Genomic DNA, 15,419 nt, shown 5'->3' with positions numbered 1-15,419 from the left:
GTCCCGTGCCCCCGTCAGGCCCGGGTGCCGGTGGCTCGCACGCCGGTCAGCCCGGAGGCCACGGGACCGCGCGCGAGCACATGGCCGCGGCGGAACGCGAGCCGCGTCCAACGACCGGAACGCGTGACGGGCACATCCTCTTCACCGGAGATGAAGCCGAGCGCGTCTGCGGCGAACGCGACGCCTCGCGGCAGGCCGGCGAGGTCGTCGTCCGGCTCGCCCCAGATCGCCGCGCGGAGCGCGCGCACCGCCTCTTCGCCGGATCCCGGTCCTGCGCCGTGCGCGACCGCGGAGATGCCCCACTGCGCGCGCTGTGCGACGACGGAGGCGGGAAGCGTCGACTCCAGCGCCCATCCCTGTCGTGGCGGCGCGACACCGGCCCACGCAGGCGAGAGAGCGGTCTCCGGCAGCCCGAGGCGCTGCGGGTCGTCCGTCGGGCTCAGGGCGTCGATCACGAGGTCGCACTCGAGCTCCGGGTCGGCACGGACGATGCGCATGGCAAGGATCGTCGGCGTCTGATCGAAGAGCCCCTGAGGCGCGAGGACCGCCGTGGTGAGCGCCAGGACGCCCTGATGAGCCTGGAGACGCACACCCTCGTCGGACACCCGGGCCGCGCGGCCCGTGAACGTGAGGACATCCTTCGCCGTGTCCGGATCGGCGAGCAGGAGCTGAGGGGTCACGCGTTCTAAACTACCAACGAGCGGCGACCCGGGGCTGCGGAGGGGAACACATGAGCGCCGAAGAGCACGCCATCCAGACCGTGGAGCGTCTTCTCGACGTCCTCGACCTCGACGCCACCCAGGCGCGGACCACCGAGGACATCTTCACCGGCTCATCGCACCCGATGCCGAGCGGTCGTATCTACGGCGGACAGGTGCTCGCGCAGACCCTCGTGGCCGCGGAGCGCACGCTCCCGGAGGACCGCGCCGTCCACTCGATGCACGGCTACTTCCTCCGCCCCGGCGATGCGAGCCAGGGCATCACCATCGCCGTCGACCGCATCCACGACGGACGTTCGTTCTCCACCCGCCGCACCCAGGCGTACCAGAACGGGGTGCCGATTTTCTCGATGATCGCCTCGTTCCAGGATGCCGACCCCGGGGTGGAGCATGCCGAGCCGATGCCCGCCGGTGTGCCCGTCCCGGAAGACCTCGCTCCCGATGAGGACCGTGTGCCCGGCCTCGCCGGCGGCGCACGGCGCATGCTGAGCGAGCGTGCCGCCGACATCCGGCACGTCGACTCCCCGCTCTATCTGCCGAACGACGATGAGAGGGTTCCGCGGCAGGCGGTGTGGATGCGACTTCGGGCCCCGCTCCCCGATGACCAGCGGCTGCATCGTGCCGCACTCGCCTACCTCAGTGACATGACGATCCAGGAGTCGATCCTGCGCGCCCACGGGGTGTCCTGGTCGCTCCCTGGGCTGAAGGTCGCGAGTCTGGACCACGCGATGTGGTGGCACCGTCCGGCGCGCGTGGACGAATGGCTCCTCTACGTGCAGGAGTCGCCGAGCGCCCGCGGCGGTCGCGGTCTGGCGACAGGCCGGGTCTACACCCGAGAGGGCACCCTGGTGGCGAGCGTCGCGCAGGAGATCATGATCCGGGTTCCCGAGGATCGCTGACGCTGTGCTCAGCGGTGTGCGTACTCGATGGAGGGACCGACGTACGGCTCCCACGCCTCGCGCATCTCCGCCGTCAGGCGTGTCGGCCGTCCCGTGCCCGCGTCGACGAGCACGATGATCGCGGTGGATCGCGCGTAGAGCTCACGCGGCTCGGCGGCGGGGTCGTTGTGCACCTCGTAGCAGACCTCGACGCTGGACCCGCCGAGCTTCCCGAACCACATCTGCACCTCGAGTGGGCGCCGCTGGTACGGAACCGGAGCGAGGTACTCGATCTCCTGCCGCGCGATGAGCGTCAGGATCCCTTCCTCGATCCCGGAGTCGAGGACAGCGGTGGACGGCGCTTCCTCGCCGGGCCCCGCACGCCAGAACGCGCGGACGCGCGCCTCCTCGAGCAGTTTGAGCATCGAGGTGTTGTTGACGTGGTTGAACGCATCCAGATCGCCCCAACGGAGGTGGATCGGGATGTGCAGGCGGGAACCCGGCGAGTCGGTGCTCATGGCCGCCTCAGTCGCGGGTGAGCTTGCGGTGCGTCGACCGGTGGGGCTTCGCCGCGTCCGGGCCGAGACGCTCGATCTTGTTCTGCTCGTAGGCCTCGAAGTTGCCCTCGAACCAGTACCACTGGTCGGGCTTCTCGTCCGTGCCCTCGTAGGCGAGGATGTGCGTCGCGATCCGGTCGAGGAACCACCGGTCGTGGGTGATGACCACCGCGCAGCCGGGGAACTCGAGCAGCGCGTTCTCCAGGGAGCTCAGCGTCTCGACGTCGAGGTCGTTGGTCGGCTCATCGAGGAGGAGCAGGTTGCCACCCTCCTTGAGGGTGAGCGCGAGGTTCAGACGGTTGCGCTCACCACCGGAGAGCACGCCGGCCTTCTTCTGCTGGTCCGGGCCCTTGAAACCGAACTTCGAGACGTAGGCACGGGACGGGATCTCGGTCTTGCCGACCGTGATGAAGTCCAGGCCGTCGGAGACGACCTCCCACAGGGTCTTGTTCGGGTCGATCGACGACCGCGACTGGTCGACGTAGCTGATCTTGACGGTCTCGCCGATCTTCAGATCGCCGCCGTCCAGGGGCTCCAGCCCGACGATGGTCTTGAACAGGGTCGTCTTTCCGACGCCGTTCGGGCCGATGACGCCGACGATGCCGTTCGGCGGAAGGCTGAAGCTCAGACCGTCGATGAGCGACCGGCCGTCGAAGCCCTTCTTGAGGTTCTTGGCCTCGATGACCACGTTACCGAGTCGAGGACCGGCGGGGATCTGGATCTCCTCGAAGTCCAGCTTCCTCGTCCGCTCCGCCTCGGCCGCCATCTCCTCGTACCGTGCCAGACGCGCCTTCGACTTCGTCTGCCGCCCCTTCGCGCTGGAGCGGACCCAGTCCAGCTCGTCCTTCAGGCGCTTGGCGAGCTTGGCGTCCTTCTTGCCCTGGATGTCGAGGCGCTCGGCCTTCTTCTCCAGGTACGTGGAGTAGTTGCCCTCGTAGCCGATGAGGCGTCCGCGGTCGACCTCGGCGATCCACTCGGCCACGTGGTCGAGGAAGTACCGGTCGTGGGTGATGGCGATCACGGCGCCCTTGTACGACTGGAGGTGCTGCTCGAGCCAGAGCACGCTCTCCGCGTCGAGGTGGTTGGTGGGCTCGTCGAGGAGCAGCAGGTCGGGCTTCTGCAGCAGCAGCTTGGCCAGCGCCACGCGGCGCTTCTCGCCACCGGAGAGCGGAGCGATGGCCGCGTCGCCGGGCGGGGTGCGGAGGGCGTCCATCGCCTGCTCGAGCTGGGAATCGAGGTCCCAGCCGTCCGCCGCGTCGATCTCCTCCTGCAGCGTCCCCATCTCCGCGAGGAGTGCGTCGAAGTCGGCGTCCGGATCGGCCATCAGCGCGGAGATCTCGTTGAACCGGTCGACCTTGGCCTTGATGGCGATGCCGTCCTGGATGTTCTCGAGGACCGTCTTCGACTCGTCGAGTTCCGGCTCCTGCATGAGGATGCCGACGGAGTACCCCGGCGAGAGCTTGGCCTCACCGTTGGACGGGGTGTCGAGCCCGGCCATGATCTTGAGGATCGTCGACTTTCCGGCGCCGTTGGGGCCGACCATGCCGATCTTCGCGCCCGGCAGGAACGCCATCGTGACGTCGTCCAGGATGAGCTTCTCGCCCACCGCCTTGCGCGCACGAACCATGGAGTAGATGTACTCAGCCACCGAAAACCGCTCCTTCTGTTGGCGTCGAAGATCGACACTCCAGCCTACCGGCCGCGAGTGGGCTTATCTGTGTACGCGAGTCACCAGTCGATCGGCCGCGTCGCGCCCACCAGGCACCGCCCGCCGGCGAGCTGGGGCATGACCGTGGTCACGACGGCACCGGTGGAGGGACCGACCTGTCCGATCAGGCACTCCTCCTCGCCCCAGCGGACCGAGAACTGGATGCTCTCCGCCGGGTTCCCGACCGTCGACTGGTCCGGCGTGAGCTGCATGGCGTCCCGATCGAATCCCGCCGCGACGAGACCGTCGACGTACGCGCGCCCCTCCCCGCGTTGCTCCGTCCCCCAGACCCGCTCCGCCACCGCCGTGAAGACGGGGAGGTTGTCCTCGGCGCTCCCGTCCGGCACCAGAGCCGGAGCGGCGGACGGCGTCGGATCGGCGGTGGTCGTCACCGTGGGAGTCGGCGTGGCCGCGGGCTCCGGCGCGCATCCGGCGAGGACGGCGGCCGAGACACCGGCGACGAGCACGAGCGCCGCAGCGCGGGACGGGAGGACCGATCGGAGCACGAGCAGAGTCTAAGCCGCCTCGCTCTCCGCTGGCTGATCCCACGCGCCGCGCACCTCGTGATCCGCCGTCGAGAGGTCACCGCTCTCCCCCTCCTCCGCCGGTGAGGGCCTGGCGCTCGGCCGATATGCCGTGGTCCCCCACCGGAGGTCATGCCCGATCGTGTCCGCGTCGATGTCGACGCTCGTCCCCTGCTTCCCGTTGCTCTCCCACGGGCGCACCCGGAGCCGTCCGGAGACGATGACGCTGTCCCCGACCCGCAGCGATGCCCGCGCGTGCTCCGCCAGCTGACGGAAAGCCGCGATCGAGAACCAGTTGGTCCCTGCGTCCACCCACGAACCGCTCGCAGCGTCGAAGCGCCGGTGCGTGCTCGCCAGCCGGAAGTTCGTGACAGGCACTCCTGCGCTCGTCCGCCCGGGTGTGGGCTCCGTCGCGACTCTCCCGACGACGGTCACCGTGTCGATCATCTGTTCGTCCTCTCGCTGCCGGCTCGGCGGCCGGATGCCCTCCAGCGTGCACCGCGCAGAGCAGGTGGCGGGGACGCGATCCCGTGATCCGTGGACAGGCTCGAGCGGCGGTGTATTGTGCAGAAGAGGCCAGGTCATCCGCGGATACCGGGGCCCGGGCAAATGTCGGTGGTCGGTCGTACGTTCGAACCATGGAAGGAGAGACCATGACCGCCACCACCGCTTCGATCCCCGCTCCCGGAGTGCCCCTCGCCGCACCGCCGCTCGCATCGCGCCGAGAACATCTCGTCCGTGCCGCCGATCACCTGTGGCGTGTCCAGGACAGCCGCGATCACGTCCTCGGCCATCTGCGGGTGGTGGCCGACCCTCTGGGCCTCCGTTACCGCGCGGAGCGGCTGCACCTGGCGACGGGCGGCTTCCGGCTGATCGGCGAGTTCTGGCGCGCGGATGACGCCGTCGACGCGCTGCGGCACTGCTGACAGCGGTCGTCTCGACCGGATTTCCCTGCGCCCCCGGCAGGATTCGAACCTGCGACCAAGAGATTAGAAGGCTCCTGCTCTATCCCCTGAGCTACGGAGGCGGACGTCTCTACCGTACCGCGCTCCCCCGCTGGATGTCGGGGCCGTCGATAGGATGGCGACATGGTGACTGCTTCGGAGAACGACCGCCTCGTCTGGATCGACTGCGAGATGACGGGTCTCGATCTCGCGGTCGACGAGCTCGTCGAGATCGCCGTGGTGGTGACCGACTTCGAGCTCCGTCCGCTCGACCCCGGCTTCCAGGTCGTCATCCGTCCGAGCGCGGACGCGCTCGCGCACATGAACGACTTCGTCACCGCCATGCACGAGACCTCGGGGCTCATCGACGAGATCCCGCACGGAGTCACCCTCCAGGAGGCCGAGGAGCAGACGCTGGCTTACATCCGCCGCTTCGTCCCGCTCGAGCGCCGCGCACCTCTCGCCGGCAACACGATCGGTACCGACCGGATGTTCCTCGCGAAGTACATGCCGCAGGTCGACCAGTGGTTGCACTACCGGAACGTCGACGTGTCCAGCATCAAGGAGCTCTCCCGTCGCTGGTACCCCCGGGTGTTCTTCCAGGCTCCGGCGAAAGACGGCGGCCACCGCGCGCTGGCCGACATCCTGGAGTCCATCCGCGAGCTCCGGTACTACCGGGACGCTGTCTTCGTGGACGAGCCGGGGCCTTCCAGCGACGACGCCAAGGAGATCGCCGCGCGCACCGTGTCGGAGTTCGCCTCCAACATGTAATAGACTCGTGGGGTTGCCTGTTTCGGCGGGCGCATGGTGGGTATAGCTCAGTTGGTAGAGCGCCTGGTTGTGGTCCAGGAGGTCGCGGGTTCAAGCCCCGTTACTCACCCCAGCTCGAAGAGGCTCGGACCGGTTTGGTCCGAGCCTCTTCGCCTCTCCCGCGGCCCTAGACTGTCCTGGTGTCACTGGCGGTCTGGTTCTCTCTTCTCACCGCATCCGTGGTGATCAGCTTCACGCCGGGGGCCGGCGCGATCAACACGATGTCCAACTCCCTCACGCAGGGCTGGAAACGATCGATCTGGGGCATCATCGGCCAGCAGATCGCGCTCATCGTGCATGTCGTGATCGTCGCCGCGGGCGTCGGGCTCCTCGTCTCGCGCTCGGACGTGTCGTTCAACCTCATCCGATACGCCGGAGCCGCCTACCTCGTGTACCTCGGCATCCGGTTGATCCTGACCCGCCCCGCTCCGGCGCTCGACGACGCGCCGGATCCGGTGGATGCCCGGGAGAGCCACTGGTCGATGATGCGCCGCGGGTTCTGGGTGAACCTGCTGAATCCCAAGGCGATCGTCTTCTTCCTCGCCTTCATCCCGCAGTTCATCCGGCTCGATCAGCCTCCGCTTCCCCAGTATCTGGCTCTTGTCGCCACCGTCGTGGTCGTCGACGTCCTGGTGATGTGGGGGTTCTTCGCCACGGCGGCGCGCCCGTTCCGGCGCCTCACCCGCTCCCCGCGCGGCCAGCGGATCCTCAACACCGTGTTCGGAAGCCTCTTCATCGGCGTCGCGGCGCTGCTCGTCCTCCTGCACTGAGGATCCCATCGCACCCCCGTAGGCTGGAGGGGATGGACATGGACGCCGCGGCCTTCGAGGCCCTCGTGATCGACGAGCTCGACCAGCTGCCCGACGAGATGGTCGAGCAGCTCGAGAACGTCGTGTTCGTCGTGGAGGACCGTCCTGAGGACGGGAGCCTGGATCTCCTCGGCCTCTACGACGGCCTCGCGTTGCCGGAACGCACGCAGTACGGGATGGGTGAGCTGCCCGACCGCATCATCGTCTACCGGGAGCCGCACCTCGCGCAATGCGAGGACATCGACGAACTCCGCGACGAGATCCACACCACCCTCGTCCACGAGATCGCGCACTTCCATGGCATCGACGACGCCCACCTGCACGAGCTCGGATGGGCCTGACCGTGTCGACCGCTCTTCCCGAGATCGATGAAGCCACCGATCTCTCCGCTGCGCCCCTGGAGCCCTGGGAGGTCGTCGTATGGAACGATCCGGTGAATCTGATGAGCTACGTCGTCCGCGTCTTCCGCACCTACTTCGGCTATACCCGCGAGCATGCCACCCGCCTCATGCTCGCCGTCCACCACGACGGACACGCGATCGTCGCCACCGGCCCCCGCGAAACGATGGAGGTGCACGCTCAGGCGATGCACGACTACGGACTCTGGGCCACCGTCAGGAAGGCCGTATGAACACCCCACCGATCACCCTCTCCGTCGCCATGATCGAGGGGATGCATCTGGCCCGGCTCGTCGATGACTTCATGGAACTGCTCCGGGATACCGAACAGGATGACCCCGGGGTGGCGCGGCTGACCCCGAACGCCTACCCGGACGACGACGATGCTTCGGTCGCCTTCGCGTCGGCCACCCGCGCGGATCTCCTCGACCGCCGCCTGCACGACGCCCGCACGATGCGCGCGTCGCTGCAGGTGTTCGATCCGGACGCCGAGGTGACCGACGAGGACGCCCGTGTCTCCCGCGACGTTCGGGTGCGCCGCGAAGACGTGGACGCCTGGCTGCGCACCCTCACCGCCATCCGCCTCGTGATCGCGACGCGCCTCGGCATCACCGACGACGCGCCCGACGTCGGCGGCGACGGTCAGGCGGTGTACGACTGGCTGGGATACCGCCTCGAACTCCTCATCGAAGCCGTGGATGAGAGCGACGCCTACGCCCTCCGCTGAGTGCGCTCAGGGAACCTCGACCACCCGCGTGGCGAGTTCGCGGGGGCTGTCCCGCTCGACGTGACGGCGCTCCTGCGCCGCCCACCGGTCCCAGTGCGGGCGATAGGTGTCTCCGTCCCGCGCGAGTGCCCGCGACTTGCGCGAGTGCTCCCCGGACTCCACCCAGACGCGGACGTCGGCCAGCCGTGCGGTGGACGGACGCAGGATCCCGCTGCCCTCGACGATGACGCCGAGTGCGGGATCGACCGCATGCGTCTCCGCCTCCTCGCCGCGCTCCCAGTCCCAGCGACGCCAGGCCCCGAGAAGGCCGCGCCCGTGCGGCCGGAGGATGCCATCGAGGGCCCGCTCCGCGCCGCCGTCCAGCCCGTCCCATCCGGGATACAGGGAATCCAGCGCGATCACCTGCACACGACCGGCGACCGGCCAGGCGCGTGCCACGCGCGCAGCCAGGGAGGTCTTGCCGGCGCCGCTTCCGCCGTCGATGATCACGACAGGATTGGACGCCGCGAGTGCGCGCACGTCCTCGACGATCAGCGTCGCGGCCTGCGAGAGGGCGGCTGCGACCGCATCGTCACTTCTTGAGGGCACGGATGATGCGCGTGAGGGCCCGACCGGTGACCCAGACGAAGGGCACGGCCACGACGAGGAGCGTCACGATGTTCGGCTCGAAGCGCAGGCCCTCCTCACGACGGACGTAGACGCCCACCGGCACCGAGACGCCGCCACCTCCGCCACCTTCTCCGCCGTCCCCGCTGGCTCCGCCGAAGCCCGCGTAGGTGAACGCCACCGGAGTGACGGTGACGCCATCGATCTCCTGCGGTTCCCCGTACGCGCTCTTCACGCCGAAAGACGCGACCTGATTCCCGAGTTCCAGTGCAATGTTCGGCATGTTCCCACGGTAGCCGACGGCGGCCTGCGGCGCGCGGTCAATCGACGCCGTGGTCCTTCGGATGCCGCGCGGCGCCCCGTCCTTCACCGCGTCCGATGTGGCGCGCCCTGCTGATCGTCGCCGAACCGAACCGCGCCATGGCCTCGTCGACGGCCCCTTCGACCTTGCGCCAGTCCTCGTCCTCGTCCCACAGCGCCAGCGCGCTGCCTCCTGCGGGCCGGAGGTTCTCGGCACGGACGCCCACAAGGCGGATGGGATCACGACGCTCGATGAGCGCGAACAGGCCCTGCGCTGCCTCGCCGATGCGCTGGCCGACCGCGGTCGGCTCCGGCAATGTCTGGGAGCGGCTGACGGTGCGGAAGTCGTCGAAACGGATCTTGATCGCGACCGTGGAGGTCTCCCACTCTGCATGGCGCAGGCGGGCGCCCACGCGATCGGCCAGCCGGAGCAGCTCGGCGCGGAGGAAGGCACGATCCGTGATGTCGTGGTCGAAGGTCTCCTCGTGTCCGATGCTCTTCTCCACGCGCTCCGTGTCGACCGCACGCGCGTCCTCCCCCCGCGCCAGCTGCGCGAGCCTCGCGCTCAGCGCCGGCCCCACGGCGCGGTCCAGCATCTCGGGCGATGCGGTGCGGAGGTCGCCGATCGTGCGGAGGCCGCGGGCCTCCAGTGCCTCCGCCGCCTTCGGCCCCACGCCCCACAGCGCTCGCACGGGGCGCGGCGCGAGGAAGGCGAGAGTGTCGCGTTCCGCGACCACGAGCATCCCGTCCGGCTTGGCCATGGTCGACGCCATCTTCGCCACATGCTTGGTCGCGGCCACGCCGACGCTGCACGTGATGCCGACCTCCGCGAGGACGCGCTCACGGATCTGGGCCGCGATCCCGGCGGGGCTCCCCCAGAGCCGGCGCACACCCTGTACGTCGAGGAACGCCTCGTCCACCGACAGCGGCTCCACGAGCGGCGTGAACGACTCGAAGATCGCCATCACCTGCCGCGAGACCTCTTGGTACCGGTGGAAGTGCGGCGGGACGATCCGTGCCGTGGGGCACAGCCGGAGGGCCTGCGACACGGGCATCGCGGAGCGCACGCCGTAGCGCCGTGCCTCGTAGGAGGCGCTGGAGACCACGGAGCGGCCATCCGGAGCCCCGATGATCAGCGGCAGTCCGCGAAGACTCGGGTCGTCCAGCACCTCGACGGCCGCATAGAACGCGTCCATGTCGACGTGGAGGATGCGCGTACCGGAGTCGTCGGCATCGGCCGAGGACACCATGCGGCCTCTGCCATCACCGTGTCCCATGAATCCATTGTCCCCTGGGCCTCCGACATGGAGGCCCAGGGGCGAGAATCACTGCGCGGCGCGCTCGAGGATGAGTTCGCGGACGCGGGCGGCGTCGGCCTGGCCCTTCATGGCCTTCATGACCGCACCGATGATGGCACCCGCGGCCTGGACCTTGCCGTCCTGGATCTTGGCCATCACATCGGGCTGGGCGGCGAGAGCCTCATCGATCGCCGCGATGAGCGCACCGTCGTCCGAGACCACGGCGAGACCGCGTGCGTCGACGACCTCCTGCGGCGTGCCCTCACCGGCGATCACGCCCTCCAGCACCTGGCGTGCGAGCTTGTCGGTCAGCGTCCCGGCGTCGACGAGCTGCTGCAGCGCCGCGACGTTCTCCGGGCTGACGAGGTCGACCGCATCCTCCTCCTGCGCATTGGCGAGGCGGGTGATCTCCCCCGTCCACCACTTCCGTGCCGCGGCCGGCGTGGCCCCGGCGGCGATCGTGGCCTCGACGACATCGAGCAGACCGCCGTTGCGCACGTCCTGGAACTCCAGCGGGGTGAAGCCCCACTCGTCCATGAGTCGGCGCCGACGGGCGACGGGCTGCTCGGGCAGGGCGGCGCGCAGCTCCTCGATCAGCTCGCGCGGCGGCTGCACCGGAAGCAGATCCGGCTCGGGGAAATACCGGTAGTCGTCGGCGTCCGACTTCGGACGTCCGGGAGAGGTGGTCCCGGTGTCCTCGTGCCAGTGCCGGGTCTCCTGGATGATGGTGCCGCCGTCGGCGAGGATCTGCGCCTGACGCTGGATCTCGTACCGCACCGCGCGCTCCACGGATCGCATGGAGTTGACGTTCTTCGTCTCCGTGCGCGTGCCGAGCTTCTCCTCACCCCGACGACGGAGCGAGACGTTGGCGTCGCACCGCAGGTTGCCGCGCTCCAGCCGAGCCTCGGAGATGCCGAGTCCGCGGACGATGTCGCGGATCGCGGCGACGTACGCCTTGGCGACCTCGGGAGCCCGGTGATCGGTGCCGAAGATCGTCTTCGTCACGATCTCGACGAGCGGGACGCCGGCGCGGTTGTAGTCGACGAGCGAGTACTCGGCGCCCTGGATCCGGCCGGTCGAGCCGCCCATGTGCGTGAGCTTGCCGGCGTCCTCCTCCATGTGCGCGCGCTCGATCGGGATCGTCACCATGGTGCCGTCCTCGAGCTCCACCTCGACCGACCCCTCGAAGGCGATCGGCTCGTCGTACTGGGAGATCTGGTAGTTCTTGCCGAGGTCCGGGTAGAAGTAGTTCTTCCGGGCGAACCGGCTGGACTCCGCGATCGAGCAGCCGAGCGCGAGGCCGAGGCTGATCGACGAGCGGATGGCCGTCTCGTTGACGACCGGCAGCGCACCGGGCAGTCCCAGGTCGACGGGGGCGATCAGCGTGTTCGGCTCCGCCGCGTGGTACGCCTCGTTCGCGGGGTTGGGAGCGTCGGAGAACATCTTCGTGTTCGTGTTGAGCTCGACGTGCACCTCGAATCCGAGGACCGGCTCGAACAGCTCGAGCGCCTTGTCGAAGTCCATGAGCTTGGCGGCGGCCATCAGCGCGCGCCTCCTTCCAGCTGGGGGGCACGGGACAGCAGCGGCGCGCCCCAGGAATCCACGAGCAGCGTCTCGAGGGCGGCACCCACCCGGTAGAGGCGGGCGTCCTCCCGCGCGGGAGCGAGGAACTGGATGCCGACGGGCAGCCCGTCGTCATCCGAGAGACCGCTCGGGATCGAGATGCCGGGGACACCGGCGAGGTTCGCCGGGATCGTGGTGATGTCGTTCAGGTACATCTGCAGCGGGTCGTCGATCTTCTCGCCGAGCTTGAAGGCCGTGGTCGGGGCCGACGGCGTGGCGATGACGTCGACATCGGCGAAGGCCGCGGCGAAGTCCTGCTGGATGAGCGTGCGGACCTTCTGCGCGCTGCCGTAGTACGCGTCGTAGTATCCGGCCGACAGAGCGTAGGTGCCGAGGATGATGCGGCGCTTGACCTCGTCGCCGAAACCGGCGTCGCGGGTCGCGGACATCACGTCCTCCACCGTCGGGTTGCCCGCCGGTGTGACCCGGAGGCCGAAGCGGACCGAGTCGAACTTGGCCAGGTTGCTCGAGGCCTCGGCCGGCAGGATCAGATAGTAGGCCGCGACGCCGTACTCGAAGTGCGGTGCACCGATCTCGACGATCTCGGCGCCCTGCGCCTCGAGCAGCGCCAGCGCGCTGCGGAACGAGGCCGCGACGCCCGGCTGGAAACCGCTGTCGGGAAGCTCGCGGATGACGCCGACGCGGAGACCCTTGAGGCCGTCCCCGCGCGCACCCTCGCGTGCGGCCGCCGCGAAGGACGGCCACTGCTCGTCGAGCGACGTGGAGTCCTTCGGGTCGTGGCCGCCGATCGCGTCGTGCAGCAGACCCGCATCGAGCACTGTGCGGGTGACCGGGCCGACCTGGTCGAGGCTCGACGCCAGCGCGATGGCGCCGTAGCGGCTGACGCCGCCGTAGGTCGGCTTCACGCCGACCGTGCCGGTCACGTGCGCAGGCTGGCGGATCGATCCGCCGGTGTCGGAGCCGAGGGCGAGCGGTGCCTCGAAGGCGGCGACGGCGGCGGCAGAGCCCCCACCCGAGCCGCCGGGGATCCGGTCGAGGTCCCAGGGGTTGCGGGTCGGGCCGTAGGCGGAGTGCTCCGTCGAGGAGCCCATCGCGAACTCATCCATGTTCGTCTTGCCGAGCGCGATGAGGCCGGCAGCTCGGGAGCGGGCCACGACTGTCGCGTCGTACGGCGAGCGGTACCCCTCGAGGATCCGCGAGCCGCTCGTGGTCGGCTGATCCGTTGTGACGAGCACGTCCTTGATCGCGAGCGGGACACCGGCGATCGGCCCGAGGTCCTCCCCCGCGGCGCGACGAGCGTCGATGTCTGCCGCCGCGCCGAGGGCATGCTCGTTGACGTGCAGGAACGCATGGACGTCGTCGTCGACCTGGGCGATGCGGTCGAGGTGCGCCTGCGTGGCCTCGACGCTGGAGACCTCCCGCGTCGCGAGCTTGTCGGCGAGTTCCGCCGCGGTCAGCCGGATGATGTCGCTCACTGCTCTTCTCCCAGGATCGCGGTGACGCGGAACCGGCCGTCGGCCTGGTCCGGGGCGTTCTGCAGCACCTGCTCGTGCGTGAGCGTCTCGCCGACCACGTCGGGACGGAACACGTTGCTCAGCGGGATCGGGTGGCTGGTCGCGGCGACATCGGCGGTCGCGACCTCGGACACCTTGGCGATGTTGTCGACGATGGCGTCGAGCTGGCCCGTGAGCCGCGTCACCTCGTCGTCGTTCAGCTGGATGCGCGCGAGCACGCCGAGATGGCGCACAAGATCAGGGGTGATTTCAGACACGCCCCCAGTCTAGTTGGCGAGCCGCCCGCCGCTCGGCGCGGCGCGGCCCGCCTAAGCTGGGCGCGTGAGCACGTTCCAGCCCCCTCGCCCGTGGATCGCCAGCTACGCCGACGGCGTTCCGGAGGACCTCGCCCCCGTCAGCGGCTCCCTCGTGGACATCGTCGCCGCATCAGCCAGGGACTACCCGGATGCCCCGGCCCTGCAGTTCTTCGGCCGGGAGACCACCTACGCGCAGCTGCAGGAGGCGATCGATCGCGCCGCGGCGGGGCTCCGTGATCTCGGCGTCCGCGCCGGTGACCCGGTCGCCATCGTCCTGCCGAACTGCCCGCAGCACATCATCGCGTTCTACGCGGTGCTGCGGCTCGGTGCGGTCGTGGTCGAGCACAACCCGCTCTACACCCCTCGCGAACTGCGCAAGCAGTTCGAGGACCACGGGGCCAAGCACGCGATCGTCTGGAACAAGGTCGTCGCGACAGTCCAGGAGTTCCCGAGCGACTTGGCCGTCTCGACCCTCGTGTCCGTGGACGTCACGCGCGCGATGCCGGCCCTCACCCGCTTCGCCCTCCGGCTGCCGGTCGCGAAGGCGAGGGAGTCGCGGGCTGCGCTGACCGAGCGCGTCCGCGGCACCGTGCTCTGGGAGTCGGTGCTCGCCGGTGACCCGATCCCCGCCTCGCATCCCCAGCCGGGCACGGACGACCTGGCGATCATCCAGTACACGTCCGGGACCACCGGCACGCCGAAGGGCGCCGCCCTCACGCACCGCAACCTCCTCGCCAACGCCGCACAGTCCCAGGCCTGGGTGCCGTCGATCCAGCGCGGCAAGGGCTGCGTCGTGTACGCCGTGCTGCCCATGTTCCACGCCTACGGACTGACGCTCTGCCTCACCTTCGCGATGTCGATGGGCGCGCGTCTGGTGCTGTTCCCGAAGTTCGACCCGGACCTCGTGCTCGACGTCGTCAAGAAGCATCCGGCGACGTTCCTCCCGCTCGTCCCACCCATCGCCGACCGGCTTCTCGCCGCCGCGAACGCCAAGGGCGTCTCCCTCGAGGGCATCGAGGTCGCGATCTCCGGCGCGATGGCGCTGCCGCACGAGCTCGTCGTCCCGTTCGAGGCCGCCACGCACGGCTACCTCGTCGAGGGCTACGGGCTGAGCGAGTGCTCGCCCGTCCTCATGGCGAACCCGGTCGCCGACAACCGGGTTCCCGGCACCGTAGGACTCCCTCTCCCGGGCACGGAGTGCCGCGTCGTCGATCCGGAGAATCCCACCGAGGACGTCCCGGCCGGTTCCGCCGGCGAACTCATCGTGCGAGGCCCGCAGGTGTTCTCCGGCTACTACGGCAAGCCCGAGGAGACCGAGGCTGTGTTCGTCGATGGCTGGTACCGGACGGGCGACATCGTCACGATCGACGACGGCGGCTTCGTGCGCATCGTCGACCGCATCAAGGAGCTCATCATCACCGGCGGCTTCAACGTCGCCCCGACCGAGGTGGAGAACGCGCTGCGCCAGCATCCGTCGGTCGCCGACGCGGCGGTCGTCGGGCTGCCCAGCGACCACTCGGGCGAAGAGGTCGTCGCGGCCATCGTCGTCGATCCCGGTGCCGACGTCGACATGGAGGCGATCCGCGAGTATGCGCGCAGCATCCTCACGCCGTACAAGGTGCCGCGCCGCGTGTTCATCGTCGAGGAGCTGCCGAAGTCGCTGATCGGCAAGGTGCTGCGCCGGCAGGTGAAGGAGAAGCTGCTCGCCCTCACGTCGGGGGCCTGAGCCGGCCCCACAGGAAGCGGG

At 69.4% G+C, this 15,419-nt stretch carries 19 protein-coding genes and 2 tRNA genes; 9 read left to right on the top strand and 12 right to left on the bottom strand.

The window, feature by feature from the left end:
• Positions 1 to 14: 14 nt before the first annotated feature.
• The gene (locus tag WFJ36_RS03960; RefSeq protein WP_071328560.1) at positions 15 to 680 is read right to left on the bottom strand and encodes a hypothetical protein; all 666 of its coding nucleotides are present in this window, start codon (positions 678 to 680) and stop codon (positions 15 to 17) included.
• A 50-nt stretch (positions 681 to 730) separates the two neighbouring features.
• Here WFJ36_RS03960 and WFJ36_RS03955 point away from each other — a divergent pair, with 50 nt between their 5' ends.
• On the top strand, positions 731 to 1,618 hold the full coding sequence (locus WFJ36_RS03955) for an acyl-CoA thioesterase (RefSeq protein ID WP_336642689.1): 888 nt from the start codon (positions 731 to 733) through the stop codon (positions 1,616 to 1,618).
• Between the two features lie 8 nt (positions 1,619 to 1,626).
• Here the strand turns inward: WFJ36_RS03955 and WFJ36_RS03950 are convergent, their stop codons facing one another.
• The 4 genes from WFJ36_RS03950 to WFJ36_RS03935 all read right to left on the bottom strand — a co-directional run bounded on the left by WFJ36_RS03950 (position 1,627) and on the right by WFJ36_RS03935 (position 4,833).
• On the bottom strand, positions 1,627 to 2,115 hold the full coding sequence (locus WFJ36_RS03950) for an acyl-CoA thioesterase (protein WP_025103392.1): 489 nt from the start codon (positions 2,113 to 2,115) through the stop codon (positions 1,627 to 1,629).
• Between the two features lie 7 nt (positions 2,116 to 2,122).
• Positions 2,123 to 3,802, bottom strand: coding sequence for an energy-dependent translational throttle protein EttA (gene ettA, locus WFJ36_RS03945; protein WP_025103391.1), 1,680 nt, complete (start codon positions 3,800 to 3,802; stop codon positions 2,123 to 2,125).
• A gap of 80 nt (positions 3,803 to 3,882) precedes the next feature.
• On the bottom strand, positions 3,883 to 4,368 hold the full coding sequence (locus WFJ36_RS03940) for a DUF6993 domain-containing protein (RefSeq protein WP_292789547.1): 486 nt from the start codon (positions 4,366 to 4,368) through the stop codon (positions 3,883 to 3,885).
• Positions 4,369 to 4,377: 9 nt separating this feature from the next.
• Positions 4,378 to 4,833: a single-stranded DNA-binding protein gene (locus WFJ36_RS03935; RefSeq protein ID WP_292789545.1), complete on the bottom strand. Its 456-nt coding sequence runs from the start codon at positions 4,831 to 4,833 to the stop codon at positions 4,378 to 4,380.
• A gap of 206 nt (positions 4,834 to 5,039) precedes the next feature.
• On the opposite strand from WFJ36_RS03935, the gene WFJ36_RS03930 reads away from it, so the two are divergent.
• Positions 5,040 to 5,312, top strand: a complete 273-nt coding sequence (locus WFJ36_RS03930) for a hypothetical protein (RefSeq protein ID WP_083391696.1) — start codon at positions 5,040 to 5,042, stop codon at positions 5,310 to 5,312.
• A 28-nt stretch (positions 5,313 to 5,340) separates the two neighbouring features.
• Here the strand turns inward: WFJ36_RS03930 and WFJ36_RS03925 are convergent.
• A tRNA-Arg gene (locus WFJ36_RS03925) sits at positions 5,341 to 5,413 on the bottom strand.
• Positions 5,414 to 5,474: 61 nt separating this feature from the next.
• Between WFJ36_RS03925 and orn the strand changes: the two genes are divergently transcribed.
• The 6 genes from orn to WFJ36_RS03895 all read left to right on the top strand — a co-directional run bounded on the left by orn (position 5,475) and on the right by WFJ36_RS03895 (position 8,074).
• Entirely contained in the window at positions 5,475 to 6,101 is a 627-nt protein-coding gene (gene orn / locus WFJ36_RS03920) for an oligoribonuclease (protein ID WP_071328557.1), read from the top strand.
• Positions 6,102 to 6,137: 36 nt separating this feature from the next.
• Positions 6,138 to 6,213 (top strand) — tRNA-His (locus tag WFJ36_RS03915).
• Between the two features lie 67 nt (positions 6,214 to 6,280).
• Positions 6,281 to 6,910 (top strand): LysE family transporter, encoded by a 630-nt coding sequence (locus WFJ36_RS03910; protein WP_336642688.1) that lies wholly within the window; start codon positions 6,281 to 6,283, stop codon positions 6,908 to 6,910.
• Between the two features lie 32 nt (positions 6,911 to 6,942).
• Complete coding sequence (locus WFJ36_RS03905) at positions 6,943 to 7,290, top strand: metallopeptidase family protein (RefSeq protein WP_025103385.1); 348 nt, start codon at positions 6,943 to 6,945, stop codon at positions 7,288 to 7,290.
• Entirely contained in the window at positions 7,281 to 7,580 is a 300-nt protein-coding gene (gene clpS / locus WFJ36_RS03900) for an ATP-dependent Clp protease adapter ClpS (protein WP_071328556.1), read from the top strand. The genes WFJ36_RS03905 and clpS overlap by 10 nt, the downstream gene beginning before the upstream one ends.
• Positions 7,577 to 8,074: a DUF2017 family protein gene (locus tag WFJ36_RS03895; protein ID WP_336642687.1), complete on the top strand. Its 498-nt coding sequence runs from the start codon at positions 7,577 to 7,579 to the stop codon at positions 8,072 to 8,074. The genes clpS and WFJ36_RS03895 overlap by 4 nt, the downstream gene beginning before the upstream one ends.
• A 6-nt stretch (positions 8,075 to 8,080) precedes the next feature.
• Here the strand turns inward: WFJ36_RS03895 and WFJ36_RS03890 are convergent, their stop codons facing one another.
• Genes WFJ36_RS03890 through gatC form a run of 6 tightly spaced genes read right to left on the bottom strand, consistent with a single transcriptional unit; the run spans position 8,081 to position 13,633 of the window.
• On the bottom strand, positions 8,081 to 8,662 hold the full coding sequence (locus tag WFJ36_RS03890) for a hypothetical protein (protein ID WP_083391695.1): 582 nt from the start codon (positions 8,660 to 8,662) through the stop codon (positions 8,081 to 8,083).
• Positions 8,646 to 8,963 (bottom strand): hypothetical protein, encoded by a 318-nt coding sequence (locus WFJ36_RS03885; RefSeq protein WP_071328758.1) that lies wholly within the window; start codon positions 8,961 to 8,963, stop codon positions 8,646 to 8,648. Before WFJ36_RS03885 ends, WFJ36_RS03890 begins: the two co-directional genes overlap by 17 nt.
• Before the next feature lie 37 nt (positions 8,964 to 9,000).
• Entirely contained in the window at positions 9,001 to 10,257 is a 1,257-nt protein-coding gene (locus WFJ36_RS03880; protein WP_336642686.1) for a DNA polymerase IV, read from the bottom strand.
• A 48-nt stretch (positions 10,258 to 10,305) separates the two neighbouring features.
• Positions 10,306 to 11,820: an Asp-tRNA(Asn)/Glu-tRNA(Gln) amidotransferase subunit GatB gene (gene gatB, locus WFJ36_RS03875; protein ID WP_071328553.1), complete on the bottom strand. Its 1,515-nt coding sequence runs from the start codon at positions 11,818 to 11,820 to the stop codon at positions 10,306 to 10,308.
• Entirely contained in the window at positions 11,820 to 13,337 is a 1,518-nt protein-coding gene (gene gatA / locus WFJ36_RS03870) for an Asp-tRNA(Asn)/Glu-tRNA(Gln) amidotransferase subunit GatA (RefSeq protein ID WP_071328552.1), read from the bottom strand. Before gatA ends, gatB begins: the two co-directional genes overlap by 1 nt.
• On the bottom strand, positions 13,334 to 13,633 hold the full coding sequence (gene gatC, locus WFJ36_RS03865) for an Asp-tRNA(Asn)/Glu-tRNA(Gln) amidotransferase subunit GatC (protein ID WP_025103377.1): 300 nt from the start codon (positions 13,631 to 13,633) through the stop codon (positions 13,334 to 13,336). Before gatC ends, gatA begins: the two co-directional genes overlap by 4 nt.
• A gap of 64 nt (positions 13,634 to 13,697) precedes the next feature.
• Here gatC and WFJ36_RS03860 point away from each other — a divergent pair, with 64 nt between their 5' ends.
• A complete protein-coding gene (locus tag WFJ36_RS03860; protein WP_292789533.1) occupies positions 13,698 to 15,398 on the top strand; it encodes a long-chain-fatty-acid--CoA ligase in 1,701 nt (566 codons plus the stop codon).
• Positions 15,399 to 15,419: the final 21 nt, after the last annotated feature.

Source organism: Microbacterium sp. MMO-113, from assembly GCF_037148555.1.
In the GTDB taxonomy this organism is placed as follows: Bacteria; Actinomycetota; Actinomycetes; order Actinomycetales; family Microbacteriaceae; genus Microbacterium.
This window is presented reverse-complemented; position numbering and strand designations above follow the sequence as displayed.